Below are 14,823 nucleotides of genomic sequence, written 5' to 3'. Positions count from 1 at the left end.
GCTTTTGGCGCCGTTGCCGGCGGCCTGAAGCCACAAGCCACCCCCATCCACGCACAGGCCCGGGGCTTTGAGTTTCGTACGTCCAAGGAGGGCCAGCTTACCCGGCATAACATTCTCACCCACTCCTCTACCCACATCGTAAGCGGGGATTTGACCAAACGCCAGCGGACGCCTTAGGACGACTTATCTAAGAAATAACATGTAAATCAGCGACTTATTGGATGAACTTGGACGTTGGTGGATACGTCCTCGGCGGAAGCATCATCCGCGCGCCGGAGACCGCCGCCCGGCTGCGCGAGGCCGGAACCCGCACACGGATCTACACGCTGCAGGGCTTCCTGTTCTTCCTCAACGGCCAGGCGATCCACCGGCGGGTCGCCGCGGAGGCCCCGGCCCTGCGGGTGCTGATCCTGGACTTCCGGGACTGCGTCGGGCTGGACAGCTCGGCCCTCGTGGCGTTCCGCAAGATCGGGCAGCGCGCCGAGGCGCGCGGCTTCGACGTGCTCCTGGCCCATCTCGGGCCGACGATGCTCCGGCAGTTCGCGCGCAACGGCCTCACGGCCGGGCCGCGGATCCGCACCCTGCCGACTCTCGACGAGGCCCTGCGGGACGCGGAGGCGACGCTGCTGGCGGAGGCGGCGATCCCCGAGGCCGGCACGACCGCGCCTTTCGCCCGGCACCTGTCGGATCAGCTGGGCTGCACGATCGAGCCCGGCGAGCTGGCACCCTACCTGACCGTCCGCGATCTCGAGACCGGCGCGACGCTGATGCGCCAGGGCGAGGCGGCCGACGCCCTGTACTTCCTCGAACAGGGCCTCGTCTCGATCGAGATCGCGGTGCCGGGGCGCCCGCATATGCGCCTGCGCACCACGGCGGCCGGCACGGTGATCGGCGAGGTCGCGCTGGTGCAGGGCGGCCAGCGGACCGCCACGGCGGTGGCCGAAACCCCCTGCCGGGTCGTCGGCATCGACCGGGACGGCCTCGCCCGCATGGAGCGGGAGCGCCCCGACCTCGCGCTGCGCGTCCAGCGCTTCCTGATCCTCGAACTGGCCGGCAAGCTCACCGACACGAACCGGCTGCTCGAGGTCGAGCTGCACTGAGCCGCGTCCCAGTTTCGGTGTCCGGGCCGCCGCGCTCCAGTTCTGGTTTCGAAAGGTCGAGACCTTTCGCGGGTCCAGGGCAGGGCCCTGGTCGACGTCTCAAGGTCAAGCTCTCAGGGCTCCGCCCTGAGCACCCGCCAAAGGGCGAGGCCCTTTGGAAACCCGGGCCGAACAGGCCCTAAACGCGCCGTTAACCAAAATCGGTGATTTGCCAGATCTTGGTAACTTCGCGCCGGCTATAACGGCCGCCGCGCAAGGATGGCACGTGATGCGGCTGATCGTCGGCACATTGATCGTCTTCGCCTGCGTCTTCGGCAGCTACGCGGCGATGGGCGGCCACCTGGCCGTCCTGTGGCAGCCGTTCGAGTTCGTCATCATCCTCGGTGCAGCGATCGGTGCCTTCATCATCGGCAATACCGGGCCGGTGCTCAAGGCTGTGCCCGCCATGCTGGGCACATTGGTCAAGGGCCCCAAATACACGCAGCAATCCTATGTCGAACTGCTGGGAATGCAGTACTCGTTGTTCAAGCTGGCGAAGTCGAAGGGTGCGATGGCGCTCGAGCCGCACATCGAGGATCCGAGCGAGTCGACGCTGTTCAACGCCTTCCCGACCTTCGCGGCGAACCATCACGCGGTCGAGTTCGTCTGCGACTACATGCGCATGGTGACGCTGGGCGCCAACAACGTCCACGAGATCGACGCCCTCATGGATGAGGAACTGGAGACCCACCATCAGGAGCAGGAGCGTGTCGTTTCGGCCATGCAGGCGCTCGCCGACGGAACGCCGGCGCTCGGCATCGTGGCTGCCGTGCTCGGCGTGATCAAGACGATGGGGGCGATCAAGGAACCGCCGGAGGTGCTGGGACATCTGATCGGCGGCGCGCTGGTCGGCACCTTCTTCGGCGTCTTCGTCGCCTATGGCTTCTTCGGGCCCATGGCGCAGTCGCTCAAGAGCCTCTTCGAGGCTGAATCCAAATACTATCTGTCCCTCAAGGCGGGACTGCTGGCCCATATCGGCGGCCAGCCGCCGGTGATGGCGGTTGAATTCGCCCGCAAGTCCCTGATGAGCGACGTCCGCCCGACCTTCAACGAAGTGGAAGCGGCCACCGCCGCTCTGCCCGCCTAGACCTGACCCCGTCTCCAGCAGGGACTTGATGGCCACGCCCACCCCGCCGATCATCGTCATCAAGAAGGTCAAGAAGGCCGCCCATGCCCACCACGGCGGGGCCTGGAAGATCGCCTATGCGGACTTCGTGACCGCCATGATGGCGTTCTTCCTGCTGATGTGGCTGATCAGCATGACGACGCAGGAGCAGAAGGTCGGTCTGGCGGAATACTTCGCGCCGGCGGCTTTGAGCCCGGCCACCAGCGGCGCGGGCGGAATCATGTATGGCAGAGCCCTGGACACGTCCGGCAACAAGCCGTCCACGCCCCGCGACGCGGAGCGGGGCTCCGCCGAGCAGGAGGACAAGGCGCGCCCGAACAGTCCGGGCCGCGCCAGCGATCGCGAGGCCAGCCGCGCGGCCGCCGACGCGCAGGCGAATTACAGCGCCATCGCCAGCCTCCGGCAGGCCCTCCAGGAAATGCCCGACATCGCCGAGCTGTCGAAGAACATCGTGATCGAGCCGACCAAGGACGGCGTGGACGTGTCCCTGGTGGACCAGGACGGCCGCTCCATGTTCCGCGAGGGCGCCGTCGATCCCTACGAGCGCACCCGTCGCGTGCTGGAGGCGCTCGCGCCTACCCTGCGCCGGCTGCCCAACCGCCTGTCGGTCACCGGCCACACGGCCGCCGCGCGCCCGGGCTCGGCGCGGGCCGGCGAACCCTGGGCCCTCACGGCCGGGCGTGCGCTCGCCGTGCGCGAGATCCTGGCGGGCGCCGGGGTTCCCAACGACAACTTCGTCTCCGTGGTGGGCCGCGCCGACACCGAGCCGGTTTTCCCCGACAATCCCTACATCGCGCCGAACCGACGGGTGACGATCACGCTGCTCAATGCGAGCCCGCCGGTACCCGCGAACCTCTTCCGCTGACGACACGGCGCTGCGCCGCCCTGGAGCCGCGCCCGTGTCGTGTCGCGCCCGTGTCGTGACGCGCGCCCTTCCGCGCCGAACCGGTGTCCGCTTCGACTAAGAGCGCGCGCGACCACGACGGGCACAGCGCGGTCGATGCCGCCCCTCGGATCAGGCCACGGCCAGGATCGCCGCCAGCCCGATATGGGTCACCTGATGCAGGAACTGGTCGATGCCGATCAGCCACCAGAACCGGGTGTCGGTGGGCGGGAAGTGCGTGCGCTGGCCGATCAGGCCCTTGCCGCGGTCGACGGCCGTGTGCACGGCGAAATCCACCAGCGCCAGCCACCACAGGGCCGGCTTGACCGGCAGCGTGATCAGCAGCGTGCCCAGGCCGTGAAGGCCGGTATGGGCACAGAGGGGGAGGAGCCAGGCCGAGGCCCGGTCCTTGCCGTGCGCCATCCAGGTGTTCTGGAGCAGGAAATCCGCACCGAGTTGCTTTACCGCGAAGGCGAAGACCAGCAGCGCGAAGGCCCCGACCGAAACGGGCGTGTCGAAGGACGGCATCGCCGCACGGGCTCTCCTGTCACGCGCGCAGGCTGACGGTCCGCACGCGCAGCCCGCTCCGAATCGCGGGTCTTCAGCATACACGGCCGCCCGCCTCCTGGCGCGCCTGGATCGACCTGCGCGGGGCCGGCTGGCCGCCCGACACCAGACTTCGCTCACGGCTTCAGGTCATAAGATCAGTATTTTTGCTGATGTCCGATCGTATACTACCACAAGTCGTATATTTTAATCGTTCTAATTCAGATAAATAACCATTGTTGGGTCGATCCTGTGCATGATAGCCCCGGCTTCATTACGAGCACCACGAGGGCGAGATTGACGGTCCGGGATTGCAACCTGAGCAATACGCGGGCGGGGATGCCGCCGCAGCGCTCCCGTCGCCGCCTCGATCGCCCGGCGCAGGCCCGGGGCGGACCGGCCGCCTGACCATGCGGGATGGCGACCCGGCCTTCGAGGCCCTGCGCGACGCCCATGTGGCGGCCCTCAAGGGATCCCTGATCGACGGCGTCGCGCACGGGCCCGGAGGCGCCGGCTACGTCTGGTCGCGGAGCATTCCGGACCCGACCCTGAACTTCGCCTACGGGGTGCGCCGGCCCGACCAGTTCGCCTGGGCGGGGGCGGCGGCCCTGGGGCGCGACCGGGCGCCGGCCTTCCTGGCCCGGGATGCCGAGGAAGTCGCTCTGCTGCGAGCCCTGTTCGAGCCCGCGATCCTCCGCCCGGCGCGCTGGATGGTGGCGCGGCCGCCGCCGGTGCCATCCCCGGCGGACGGTGCGATCACCCTCCAGGCCACCCCCGCGCCGGGACCGGAGTTCGAGGGCGTCTTCGCCAACCTGTCGGACGACCCGGCCGTGCGGACGCATCTGCGCCGCACCTACCTGCCGGCCCTGCGGGGGGCCAAGGCGCGGCCCGGCCTCGCGCCGCTCCACCTCGTCCTGCGCGACGCCGCCGGCCCGGCGGCTTGCGCGAGCCTCTACCTGCGCGGCGACATGGCCGGGCTGTACAACCTCGGCACCCGGGTCGATCGGCAGGGCCGGGGCCTGGGCACCGCCGTGACCCGCGCGGCCTTGAACGCGGCGCGGACGCGCGGGGCAACCCGGGTGTTCCTGCACGTCTTCCCGCACGGCCGGGCCGGTGGCGCCCTCGAGGCGCTCGCGACCCGGGCGGGCTTCCGGACGGTCTGCGCGCCGGTCCTGATGGGCACGAGCCCGCCGTGAGGCGGGCGTCTCACCCGGTGAGGATAAGGCTGCCCGCCGTGAGGCGGGCGTCTCACCCGGTGAGGATAAGGCTGCCCGCCGTGAGGCGGGCGTCTCACACGGTGAGGATGACGCTGCCCGTCGTGCGGCCCGCCGCCAGCGCCAAGCGCCGGCCCGGCCGTGCCCCGCCGCGGACGGGTCCCGAGGAGAGCGGGCAGGCGAAGATCTCCGCAAGGCCCCTCACGGGCGGCCGGTCCAGGCCGCGCGGAGAACCCGGAGATTGGCCACCGGGCTCGGCCCGGCCGAGCGGCGGGCGGGCCGAGCGGCCGGCAGCGGATCGATCACCACCAGCCGGGCGATCTCGGCGGCCAGACGGGTGTAATCGGCCATGTGCACGCCGTCCCGGTAGAGGCCCGATCCGGCGAGCCCCCCGGGGCCGTCACGCAGGGCGACGAACGGATCGAAGTAGGCGTGGCCCCGCTCGGCACAGAGCGCCGCGAGCCGGTCCGAGAAGATCGCGACGGCGGCCGGATCCCGGCCGGTCGCCCAGGCGCCGACCGGCGGGACGGCGGCGACGAAGACCTGCCCCGACCACGCCTCCAGGAAGCTCAGGATGCGCCGGACCTCCGCGGCGAACCGATCGGCGCTCCGGGCCCGCTCCGGATGGCGCCCGCGCAGGATGTCGTTGGTGCCGATGATCAGCACGGAGGCTGCGCAGCGGACCGGCACGCGCCGGTCCGCGCGGTGCAGGACCGTCCGGTGCAGATCCGTGAGTAGCCGGGCACAATCGGCCGCGGTGCTGCCGCCGACCGCGATGTTGAGGCTGGGCCGGCCGCCGAGATCCGGGGTCCCGATGGACTCCGCGTGGGAATTGCCCACCAGAAGCACGCTGTCCGGTGTGGCGGCGCGCAGGGCGGCGCGGATCCCCGCGGACCGCGCCGCCCGGTGCCGCCCGACGAGCCGGCGATGACACCAGCGGCGGGCGACGGTCTCGAACCAGGGGGCGCGCATGAGCTGTCCTGTGCATGGCGTGAGGCATCGGCCGCCCGGCAGGTCGGGGCGGAGGGCTGGGCTTTCGGCGCGGCGGGTCGACGATGTTCGACCGAAACCACGGGCCGGAATGTTTTTCGAGTCTGTATCGACGCGCTGGAAACAGACGGAAATACAAACCAATACAGCGCTTCGATTGGTCGAACTTTATGTGGGAATTTTTCACACGTCAACTGTCGCGCCGACGCTCAGGGGCTGGTGCGGGCGGCTTCCGGCTCCCGCCGGAGCCCGCTTCGACGAAGCGGACACCGTTCGGCGCAAGAGTGCGCGTGACAGCACGAGCGCGCGTCACAGCACGAGCGCGCGTCACAGCAAGAGTGCGCGTCACAGCACGAGCGCGCGTCACAACACGGGTTGAGAGCCGCACTCGATTGCAACGCGATCGGGCGCGGCTTTAGGTCGTGTCCGTCATCAGGGCCGGGCGCGCCGTGTGCGCGGCGGCTGGGATTATCGGGGGAGGCCGGAATGATTCAGGATCGCGTCTTCATCGTCACCGGGGCGGGCTCGGGCCTGGGCGAGGCGACGGCGCGCGGCCTCGTGGCGGCGGGCGCCCGGGTGGTGCTGGCCGACATCGCCCGGGAGGCCGGCGCCCGGGTGGCGGCGGAGCTCGGCGCGGCGGCGCGCTTCGCCGAGACCGACGTCACCCGCGAGGCGGACGGCGCGGCGGCGGTCCGGACGGCCCTGGACGCGTTCGGGCACCTGCACGGGCTGGTGAACTGCGCCGGGATCGCGCCGGGCGAGAAGGTGGTCGGCCGCGACGGGCCGCACCGCCTCGACAGCTTCGCCAGGGCGGTCACGGTCAACCTCGTGGGCACCTTCAACATGATCCGGCTGGCGGCCGACGCGATCGGCCGGGAGGCGCCGGACGAGACGGGCGCCCGGGGCGTGATCGTCAACACCGCCTCGATCGCGGCCTTCGACGGCCAGATCGGGCAGGCCGCCTACGCGGCCTCGAAGGGCGGGGTGGTGTCCATGACCCTGCCGATCGCCCGGGAACTCGCCCGGCACGGCATCCGGGTGGTGACGATCGCGCCCGGCATCTTCGAGACGCCCATGATGGCCGGGCTGCCGCAGGAGGTGCAGGACGGGCTCGGGCAGAGCGTGCCGTTCCCGCCGCGGCTCGGCCGGCCGGCCGAATACGCCGCCCTGGTCCGGCACATCTGCGAGAACCCGATGCTCAACGGCGAGACGATCCGCCTCGACGGGGCCTTGCGGATGCCGCCGCGCTGAAGGCGCGAACCAAGCGTCGGGGCGCTGCCCCGACACCCCGCCAAAGGGCTTGCCCTTTGGGATCCACCGACCGGTGACTAGCCGATCGACACGCTGGTCAGGACTCCGGCGGCCCGGCGGACCTCCTCGGCGATCATCTCCTCGCTCGGGCCGTCGATCGGCATGTCGGACAGGATCGCGGCCACGTCGCGCTTCACGTCCTCGCGGATCTCGGGATTCTCCTCCGACAGGCGCCCGATCAGGACGCCCAGCACGATCTCCAGGGCGGAGAGCTTGGCGTGCAGGCGCGTGAACTCGTCCAGCGGCTCGGGTTCGTGTCCGGTCATGGGCGGCTCCGTGTCGGGTGGGTCAGCCCCTCATACAGCTGGAGCGGCGGGCCGCGCCATCCGGACACCGGGAGGCTTTTCTTCCCCGTGGGGAGGCAACCGTATCCCGGAGCCGGCGTTTCACGCTCCCATGAACGCACCCGCAACCATAAACGCACCCGCAAAAGGGACACCCGCCATGATCACCCGTCTCGCCGCCGCCGCCGGCCTGCTCGCGCTCTCCACGAGCCTCACGCTCGCCCAGACCGCCACCTCCACCCCCGCCGAGCCGGCCTCCAAGGCCGACAGCAACCTGAAGGAATGGCAGGTCGCCAAGCTCGCCAAGGTCGGCCTCGCCCAGGCGCTCGCCACCGCCGAGACGCAGGGCGACGAGAAGGGCGGCCGCGCCATCGATGCCGACTTCGAGAAGGCCGACAGCAAGGACCCGGCCCATTACGCGATCAAGGTCGTCTACCCGAGCGGCAAGCTCGTCGAGTACGGCATCAACGCCGACACGGGCGCGCTCTACAAGACCGAGAACCAGCCGTTCGAGCGCTACTTCACCCGCCTGAAGGCCTCCGACTTCCAGAACGCCAAGACCTCCCTGAAGGACGCGCTGGCCATCGCCGAGCAGAAGGCCGGCGGCGGCAAGGCCTACGAGGCCGAGGTCGAGAAGGACGGCTCCGCGGTCCAGTACGAGATCAAGGTGGCCGGCACCGACAAGGAGCAGGAGGTCAAGGTCGGCCCGGACGGGAAGGTCTTGAACTGAGCTGATCCCGGCCGCGCTGGTGCGCCATCCGCGCGGCCGCTGCATCCTGTCGCCCCACCGCCCGGGGAGCCGAACCGCCCCCGGGGCGCTTCCCTCCCTGCAGGCGGCCCGATGGCCGCGGACGGGGAGGGCGGCATGGATTCGCACGCTTTGGAATCCGGAGACCATCTCGGCCAGGCCCACACCCGGGTCGAGGGGCCCGACAAGGTCACGGGCCGGGCCCTCTACAGCTCCGACCGCCCCGGACCGGACCGGGGCACGGCCCACGCCGCCCTGGTGACCAGCCCCATCGCCCGGGGCCGGATCGCCGGGTTCGACTGCGACGCCGCGCGGGCGGTGCCGGGCCTGCTTGCCATCTTCACCCACCGGGATTTTTCCGGCGCGGTGGCCCCGGTGAAGCACCTGATGGCCGGCGGCTACGCCAACAGCTCGCACCGGCCCCTCGACTCCGACACGGTGGCGTATGCCGGCCAGATCGTGGCGCTGGTCGTCGCCGAGACCCTGGAGGCCGCCGAGGCGGCGGCCGGTGCGGTCCGGGTCTCCTACGCCGAGGAGCCCGCCGCCGGGGGTTTCGATGCGCCCGGCGCCGAGACCGTGCGCCTCGCCGACCTGAAACCCCACCACGAGGACATCAACCGGGGCGATGTCGAGGCCGGCTTGGCGGGCGCGGCCATCCGCGTCGAGGCCCGCTACGCGACCCCGGTCCAGCACCACAACCCGATCGAGTTGTTCACCACCCGGGCCGCCTGGGACGGCGACCGGCTCACCGTGCACGAGCCGACCCGCTATGTCGGCGCCGTCCAGCACGGGCTCGCGGCGCAGCTCGGCCTCGATCCCGCGAACGTGCGGGTGGTGGCGGGCCTGATCGGCGGCCATTTCGGCTCGAAATTCGCGCTGTCGCAACACACGGCGCTGGTCGCGCTCGCGGCCAAGCGCCTCGGCCGGCCGGTCTCCCTGGTACCGAGCCGGCGGCACTGCTTCACCATCGCCAATTACCGGCCGGAATCGCGCCACAGGATCCGGCTCGGCGCCGACAGGTCGGGCCGGTTCACCGCCCTGGTGCACGAGGCCGAGACCGTGACGTCGCGCTTCGATCCCTTCGTGATGGAGGGGGCGGAGGTGACCGCGAGCCTCTATGCCTGCCCGAACATCCGCACCGAGGAGCGGGCCGTGCGGGTCGACCGCAACACGCCGGGGCCGATGCGGGCGCCCCCGGAGGTGCCGTTCCTGTTCGCCCTGGAGAGCGCCGTCGACGAGATGGCGGTGGCGCTCGGCATGGACCCGATCGAACTGCGCCGGCGCAACGACACGGCGGTCGATCCGGTCTCGGGAAAACCGTTCTCGACCCGGCCGCTGATGGCCTGCTTCGAGGCCGGGGCAAAGGCCTTCGGCTGGTCGCGCCGGGTGCCGCGCTTGGGCGCGATGCGGGATGGCCCCTGGCTGATCGGCCTCGGCTGCGCGGCCTCGGTGCGACCCGTAAAAATCGCCGCCGCGACGATGCGGGTCCGGCTCGGCCCGGACGGATCGGCGGAGGTGGCCTGCGCGCATCACGAGATCGGCAACGGCATCACCACGCTGCTCGCCATGGGCGCGGCGGACGGGCTCGGGGTTCCGGTGGAGCGGGTGACGGTCCGGCTCGGCGACACCGACCTTCCGGCGGCCGGCATCTCGGGCGGGTCGAGCACGACCACCAGCCTGATGAACGCCCTGGCGCTCGGCTGCCGGCAGATCCGCAAAACCCTGGTGCAGGCCGCGACCGGGCAAGGCGGACGCCTCGCCGGCCGGGATCCGGGCGCGTTGCGCCTCGCGGGCGGCCGGCTCGCGGCGCCGGACGGGACCGGGATCGCGCTTGGCGAGGCGGTCGGCCCCGCGGGCGTCGAGACCGTCGCGGAATTCGTGCCCGCAGGGGGCGACCGGGAGAAGGCGCTTCAGGGCCTGCGCGGCGGCCATATCGGCCTCAGCCTGGGCGGGGGCGGCAAGGCCGTCTCCTGGGGTTTTGGCGCGCAGTTCGCCGAGGTCCATATCGAGGCCGAGACCGGGGAGATCCGGGTGGCGCGGCTGACCGGCGCCTTCGCGGCGGGGCGGATCCTCAACCCGCTGACCGCCAAGAGCCAGCTCATGGGCGGGATGATCTGGGGGCTCGGCTCGGCGCTGCTCGAAGAGACGGTGCTCGACGGCGCCGCCTATCGCAATCCGGATCTCGCCGAGTACCTCGTCCCCACCGCGGCCGACGCGCCGGAGGTCGAGGCGCTGCTGGTGCCCGATCCCGACGATCAGGTCGACGCGCTGGGCCTGAAGGGCCTGGGCGAGCTCGGGATCATCGGGGTGAACGCGGCCATCGCCAACGCAATCCACCACGCCACCGGCCGCCGGATCCGCAGCCTGCCGATCCGGCTGGAGGATGTGGTGTGAGGGGGCATGCTCTCCTCCCCCTTGCGGGGAGGAGCCGGAGGTGGGGGTGGTGCCGGATTGAGCACAGCGGTGCCGTCTGAACCACCCCCACCCCTAACCCCTTCCCGCAAGGGGGAGGGGGGAGCGGCCGCTTCGGCGCAGAGACCCTTGACGCCTTACTCCATCGTCGGCGCGAGCTTCTTCACGCCCTGCACGTCGTCGCCGAGCCACGCCGCGTTCTTGGCGGTGCCGTCGAAGGTCGCGCTCGTCTTGAACAGCTCGTACTTGCCCTCCAGCGCGTAGGGCTTCGAGCGCGACAGCAACTCGGCCACCGTGGCCTTGTCCATCGGCGTGAAGGTTTTCACCGCCTCGAAGGCCTGGTCGAGGTCGCGCTGGTTCTGAATGCCGGTGATCACCACCGAGACCGGCAGGTTCAGCGAGAAATGCAGGTACTCGATCGGCCGGATCGGCGCGTCCGCCTTCAGGATCACCCCGTCGCCGAACGTCTTCATGGCGAGCGGCGCGATGCCGTTCTGCACCAGATACGGCAGGACGAGGTGGCTGAACGAGCGGAAATGCGCGTCCATCACGTTGACGGGCATCTGCACGGAATCGAAGTGGAAGCCGCGCTCGGCCGCCACCTCCAGCATCTGCAGGTGGATGCGCGGGTCCTTGTGGCCGGTGAAGCCGATGTAGCGCAGCTTGCCCTGCTTCTTGGCCTCCAGGAACCCCTCCATGGCGCCGCCCTCAGCGAAGACCCGGTCGGGATCGTCGTAGCGCAGGATCTCATGGTGCTGGACGAGGTCGATCCGGTCGGTGCGCAGGCGCAGGAGCGACTGGTCGATCTGCTTGATCGCCTCTTCCTTGGTCCGCCCGTCCATTTTGGACATCAGGAAGACTTTGTCGCGGTAGCCGCCCTGGGCCAGCGCCGCGCCCATGCGCAGCTCGGAGCGCCCGTCGTTGTAATCCCAGCAATTGTCCATGAAGGTGATGCCGCGGTCGATCCCGGCATGGATCAGCCGCGTCGCATCGTCGTCCGTCACGGCGCTCTTGCCGAGGTGGAACCCACCCATGCCGATCGCCGAGATCTTTTCCGACGTCTTGCCGAAGGTCCGGTAGAGCATCTCGCCCCGGCGCTCGCCGGGATCGGTGACGAAGGGCAGGTCGGCCGGGTCCTGCGGGCGGTTGCCGGGCAGAGGGCTGGCGGGGGCGTTCACGGCCGCTCCTGCGCTGCCGGCGCCAGCCAAGCTCGCGCCGGAAAGTCCGGCGCCGAGCACGGCGCCCTGTAGGAAGCTGCGGCGTTCCATCGGCTGTCTCCGTTCGCGAATGGTCGGGTGCGGGGAGGTAATGCGTCGGGCCGGGTCATCGTTCGCGCTCCTCGGCGAGGCGTCCTGCCGCGTGGAGCAGGCGCAGGGCGGCGCAGGCGGCGCCGTAGCCGTTGTCGATGTTGACCACCGTGATGCCGGGCGCGCAGCTCGCCAGCACGGCATCGAGGGCGGCGCGCCCGCCGGCCGCGACGCCGTAGCCCACGGAGGTCGGAACCGCGATCACCGCGCCCGCCACGAGGCCGCCGACGACGCTCGGCAGGGCCGCATCCATCCCGGCGGCGACGATCACCACCGGATGGGCCCGGATCTCCGCGATCCGCGTGGTCAGCCGCCACAGGCCGGCGACGCCGACATCGGCAAAGAGCGAGGCCGCCCGGCCGCCATAGGCCAGCACCCGCAGGGCCTCGCGGGCGACGGGCACGTCCGAGGTGCCGGCCGCCACCACGGCGACCCGGGCCGGGCCCGTGACCCGGGGGGCCTCGCCGAACACCGCCGTGCGCGAGACCGGGCAATAGTCGAGCCGCGCCCCATCCCTGAGCCGGTCGCGCTTCTCCGGGTCGAGGCGGGTGAGCAGGAGCGAGGCGCCCCGCACCCGGGCGGCCTCCAGGATCGCGTCGATCTGCTCCGGGCTCTTGCCGGCGCAGAAGATCGCCTCCTCCAGGCCGATCCGCTCGGACCGGGCGAAATCGAGGGTGAATTCTTCCGCGATGCTCATGCCTGGGCCTCCCGCGGCTCGACCAGGAAGGCGCTGCCGACCCGGTAGGGGGCGAAGCGAACGAGGCCGGCGAGACGCGGCGGGGCGAGCGCCCGGATGCCGGCCCCGAGCGTTTCGCGCTCCGCGGCGTCGAGGGCCGCAAGGCTCCCGGGATCGAGTTCCACCACCACCCCCTCGGCGCGCACCCGGCAGCGGACCGCGCGCTTGGCGCCGGCCCCCGCGTCGAGTGCCCCGCCGACCAGCCGCTCGACCGCGTGGATGAAGCTCAAGGTTTCCGGCTCGATCGGAATGCCGGTCTCGACCCGGCTCGACAAGCAAGGCGCCGCCGGCAGCTCCGCCACCGTGCCGAGGCCGAGGTCGCGGGCGAGCGCCCGCACGGACGCCTTGTCGAACCCGGCCTCCACGTAGGGATGGCGCACGCCGTGCTGCCGGGCGGCGTCGAGGCCGGGGCGGTACTCGCCGAGGTCGTCGCGATTGGCGCCCGACAGGATCTGCCGGTCGGTGACGGCCCGGACCGCGCCGTAGAGATTGGTCTTGCAGAAGAAGCAGCGGTTGACCGGGTTCGCCCGGTAGGCCGGGTCGGCGAACTCGCCGGCCTCGATCACCCGCAGATCCCAGCCCTCGCGGGCACCCTCGGCGCGCACCCGCGCGGTCGCCTCCCCGGGCACCGCCGGCGAGACCGCGTGGACCATCAGGGCCGCCCCCGGCGCCAGCCGGTGGGCGAGGGTGGCGAGCGTCAGGCTGTCGACCCCGCCGCTCACCGCCACCGCCACGGGGCCGAGCCCGGCGAGGACCGTTTCGAGAGTCTTCCGGTGCGTCACCGCTCCTCCTCCGGCTGCTGGTCCAGGGCGAGACGCTCGGCCGCGCGGCGCAGGGCGGCCCGCGCGGCGTGGCCGGCATGGTCGCGGGAATCGTCGGCCTCGGCCTTGGCGGTGCGCCCGCCCGGCCGGTCCACGACCTTCACCCGGACCGGCCGGCCCGCCTGCTCGACCGTATGGGCTTCCCGATCCAGCACCGCGCCCTCCACAAGGTGGTAACGCAGGCCGATCGTGGTGGTCTCCCGGAAACAGGCCGCGATCGCCGCCTCCAGGCTCTCCGGGCGCACCAGGGCCTGGATATGGGCCATCATCCGGCCCTTCTTGCCGAGGACCGGGGCCTGCACGACGTCGAGGATCCCGGGCTCGGCGCGCAAGCAGTCGAGGCCCATAGCGAGGTCCTCGCCGGACTGGTCGTCGATCTCGAAGGCGATCACCGCGAGATCCCGCCGGCCCGGGCCGGCGGCGGCGCCCTCCTCCAGCACCAGGGCGCGCAGGCAGTTGCTCAGGCCCGGCAGCACCTTCGTGCCGAAGCCGATGCCGGTGCGCCCGAGGATCCCCCGGGGCCGGCCCCGCCCGGGATCGCCGCCGCAGAGATGGCGCAGGATCGCCGCCCCGGTGGGCGTGACGCGTTCGCCGGGGACGCCGTCGTCGAGGGTGGAGAAGCCGGCGAGCAGCAGCGTGGTGGCCGGCGCCGGGACGGGGAGGGGGCCGTGCTGGGTCTTCACCCGGCCGGAGCCGAGCGGCAGGGCCGAGACGCTCCAGCTCCGCACCTCCAGCGCGGCGATCAGGTGGGCGGCGGCCACGATGTCGGCGATCGAATCGAAGGCCCCGACCTCGTGGAACGCCACCGCATCGACCGCGATGCCGTGCACCCGGGCCTCCGCGTCGGCGAGGTGGCCGAAGATGCCGAGCGCCTGCGCCCGGACCGAAGGCGCGAGATCCGCTTCCGTCAGCGCGGCGCGGATCTCCGACCAGGGCCGGTGGCCGTGATCGTGCGTATGGCCGTGCGTATGGTCGTGATCGTGGTGTGGGTGATGATGGTGGCCGTGATCGTGCCGGTGATCGGGCTCGACCCCGGGTCCGGAAACGAAAAAACGCGCGCCGCGCAGGATGCCGTCGTTGTGCGGGTGCAGCGCGCAGGCGATGCGGGCATCGACCGCCCGGATGCTCGCGCTCACGCCGTCCTGATGCTCGGGGAAGGCGTCCAGCAGGGCGGCGGCGAACATGTCGCCGGCCACGCCGCCGAGTGCGTCGAGATGAATGTGCATCGTCTGCCGGTCGGCCTGCCACGGATTGGGCACGTCTGCTGAGATCGGCCGCATCGGCCCCAAGGCAAGGTTCGCCGCGG

The 14,823-nt window shown here is 71.4% G+C and carries 15 protein-coding genes; 7 read left to right on the top strand and 8 right to left on the bottom strand.

What is annotated here, in order from left to right:
* Positions 1-221 precede the first annotated feature (221 nt).
* The 3 genes from OXS49_RS16490 (at position 222) to OXS49_RS16480 (ending at position 3,130) form a co-directional block, all read left to right on the top strand.
* A complete protein-coding gene (locus OXS49_RS16490; protein WP_267425675.1) occupies positions 222-1,100 on the top strand; it encodes a cyclic nucleotide-binding domain-containing protein in 879 nt (292 codons plus the stop codon).
* Positions 1,101-1,254: 154 nt separating this feature from the next.
* Entirely contained in the window at positions 1,255-2,226 is a 972-nt protein-coding gene (gene motA, locus OXS49_RS16485; RefSeq protein ID WP_267425673.1) for a flagellar motor stator protein MotA, read from the top strand.
* A 28-nt stretch (positions 2,227-2,254) separates the two neighbouring features.
* The gene (locus OXS49_RS16480) at positions 2,255-3,130 is read left to right on the top strand and encodes a flagellar motor protein MotB (RefSeq protein ID WP_267425672.1); all 876 of its coding nucleotides are present in this window, start codon (positions 2,255-2,257) and stop codon (positions 3,128-3,130) included.
* A 150-nt stretch (positions 3,131-3,280) separates the two neighbouring features.
* Here the strand turns inward: OXS49_RS16480 and OXS49_RS16475 are convergent, their stop codons facing one another.
* A complete protein-coding gene (locus OXS49_RS16475; RefSeq protein WP_244008303.1) occupies positions 3,281-3,676 on the bottom strand; it encodes a DUF3307 domain-containing protein in 396 nt (131 codons plus the stop codon).
* 428 nt (positions 3,677-4,104) lie between these two features.
* Between OXS49_RS16475 and OXS49_RS16470 the strand changes: the two genes are divergently transcribed.
* Positions 4,105-4,890 carry a GNAT family N-acetyltransferase gene (locus tag OXS49_RS16470; RefSeq protein WP_267425669.1) on the top strand — a complete coding sequence of 262 codons (786 nt, stop codon included), beginning with the start codon at positions 4,105-4,107 and terminating at the stop codon, positions 4,888-4,890.
* A 94-nt stretch (positions 4,891-4,984) separates the two neighbouring features.
* On the opposite strand, the gene OXS49_RS16465 is transcribed toward OXS49_RS16470, so the two are convergent.
* Positions 4,985-5,113 carry a hypothetical protein gene (locus OXS49_RS16465; RefSeq protein ID WP_267425667.1) on the bottom strand — a complete coding sequence of 43 codons (129 nt, stop codon included), beginning with the start codon at positions 5,111-5,113 and terminating at the stop codon, positions 4,985-4,987.
* On the bottom strand, positions 5,110-5,880 hold the full coding sequence (locus OXS49_RS16460) for an SGNH/GDSL hydrolase family protein (RefSeq protein WP_267425665.1): 771 nt from the start codon (positions 5,878-5,880) through the stop codon (positions 5,110-5,112). The genes OXS49_RS16465 and OXS49_RS16460 overlap by 4 nt, the downstream gene beginning before the upstream one ends.
* A 504-nt stretch (positions 5,881-6,384) precedes the next feature.
* On the opposite strand from OXS49_RS16460, the gene OXS49_RS16455 reads away from it, so the two are divergent.
* Positions 6,385-7,149, top strand: a complete 765-nt coding sequence (locus OXS49_RS16455) for a 3-hydroxyacyl-CoA dehydrogenase (protein ID WP_244008306.1) — start codon at positions 6,385-6,387, stop codon at positions 7,147-7,149.
* Positions 7,150-7,226: 77 nt separating this feature from the next.
* On the opposite strand, the gene OXS49_RS16450 is transcribed toward OXS49_RS16455, so the two are convergent.
* Positions 7,227-7,475 (bottom strand): hypothetical protein, encoded by a 249-nt coding sequence (locus OXS49_RS16450; protein ID WP_243927532.1) that lies wholly within the window; start codon positions 7,473-7,475, stop codon positions 7,227-7,229.
* Between the two features lie 178 nt (positions 7,476-7,653).
* Here OXS49_RS16450 and OXS49_RS16445 point away from each other — a divergent pair, with 178 nt between their 5' ends.
* Together OXS49_RS16445 and OXS49_RS16440 are read left to right on the top strand one after the other, a co-directional pair.
* A complete protein-coding gene (locus OXS49_RS16445; protein ID WP_267425663.1) occupies positions 7,654-8,223 on the top strand; it encodes a PepSY domain-containing protein in 570 nt (189 codons plus the stop codon).
* Positions 8,224-8,358: 135 nt separating this feature from the next.
* Positions 8,359-10,635, top strand: coding sequence for a xanthine dehydrogenase family protein molybdopterin-binding subunit (locus OXS49_RS16440; protein ID WP_267425662.1), 2,277 nt, complete (start codon positions 8,359-8,361; stop codon positions 10,633-10,635).
* 155 nt (positions 10,636-10,790) lie between these two features.
* Here OXS49_RS16440 and OXS49_RS16435 read toward each other — a convergent pair whose 3' ends face one another.
* The 4 genes from OXS49_RS16435 to OXS49_RS16420 are packed head-to-tail and all read right to left on the bottom strand — an operon-like array spanning position 10,791 to position 14,743.
* The gene (locus OXS49_RS16435; RefSeq protein WP_267425661.1) at positions 10,791-11,921 is read right to left on the bottom strand and encodes an aldo/keto reductase; all 1,131 of its coding nucleotides are present in this window, start codon (positions 11,919-11,921) and stop codon (positions 10,791-10,793) included.
* Positions 11,922-11,976: 55 nt separating this feature from the next.
* Positions 11,977-12,657 (bottom strand): nickel pincer cofactor biosynthesis protein LarB, encoded by a 681-nt coding sequence (gene larB / locus OXS49_RS16430; protein ID WP_244008310.1) that lies wholly within the window; start codon positions 12,655-12,657, stop codon positions 11,977-11,979.
* Complete coding sequence (locus OXS49_RS16425; RefSeq protein ID WP_267425660.1) at positions 12,654-13,478, bottom strand: adenine nucleotide alpha hydrolase; 825 nt, start codon at positions 13,476-13,478, stop codon at positions 12,654-12,656. The genes larB and OXS49_RS16425 overlap by 4 nt, the downstream gene beginning before the upstream one ends.
* Positions 13,475-14,743 carry a LarC family nickel insertion protein gene (locus tag OXS49_RS16420; protein WP_244008312.1) on the bottom strand — a complete coding sequence of 423 codons (1,269 nt, stop codon included), beginning with the start codon at positions 14,741-14,743 and terminating at the stop codon, positions 13,475-13,477. The genes OXS49_RS16425 and OXS49_RS16420 overlap by 4 nt, the downstream gene beginning before the upstream one ends.
* Between the last annotated feature and the right edge of the window lie 80 nt (positions 14,744-14,823).

Source organism: Methylobacterium sp. GC_Met_2, from assembly GCF_026540795.1.
In the GTDB taxonomy this organism is placed as follows: Bacteria; Pseudomonadota; Alphaproteobacteria; order Rhizobiales; family Beijerinckiaceae; genus Methylobacterium.
The sequence above is the reverse complement of the archived record's forward strand: the minus strand, read 5'-3'. Positions and strand labels throughout refer to the sequence as shown.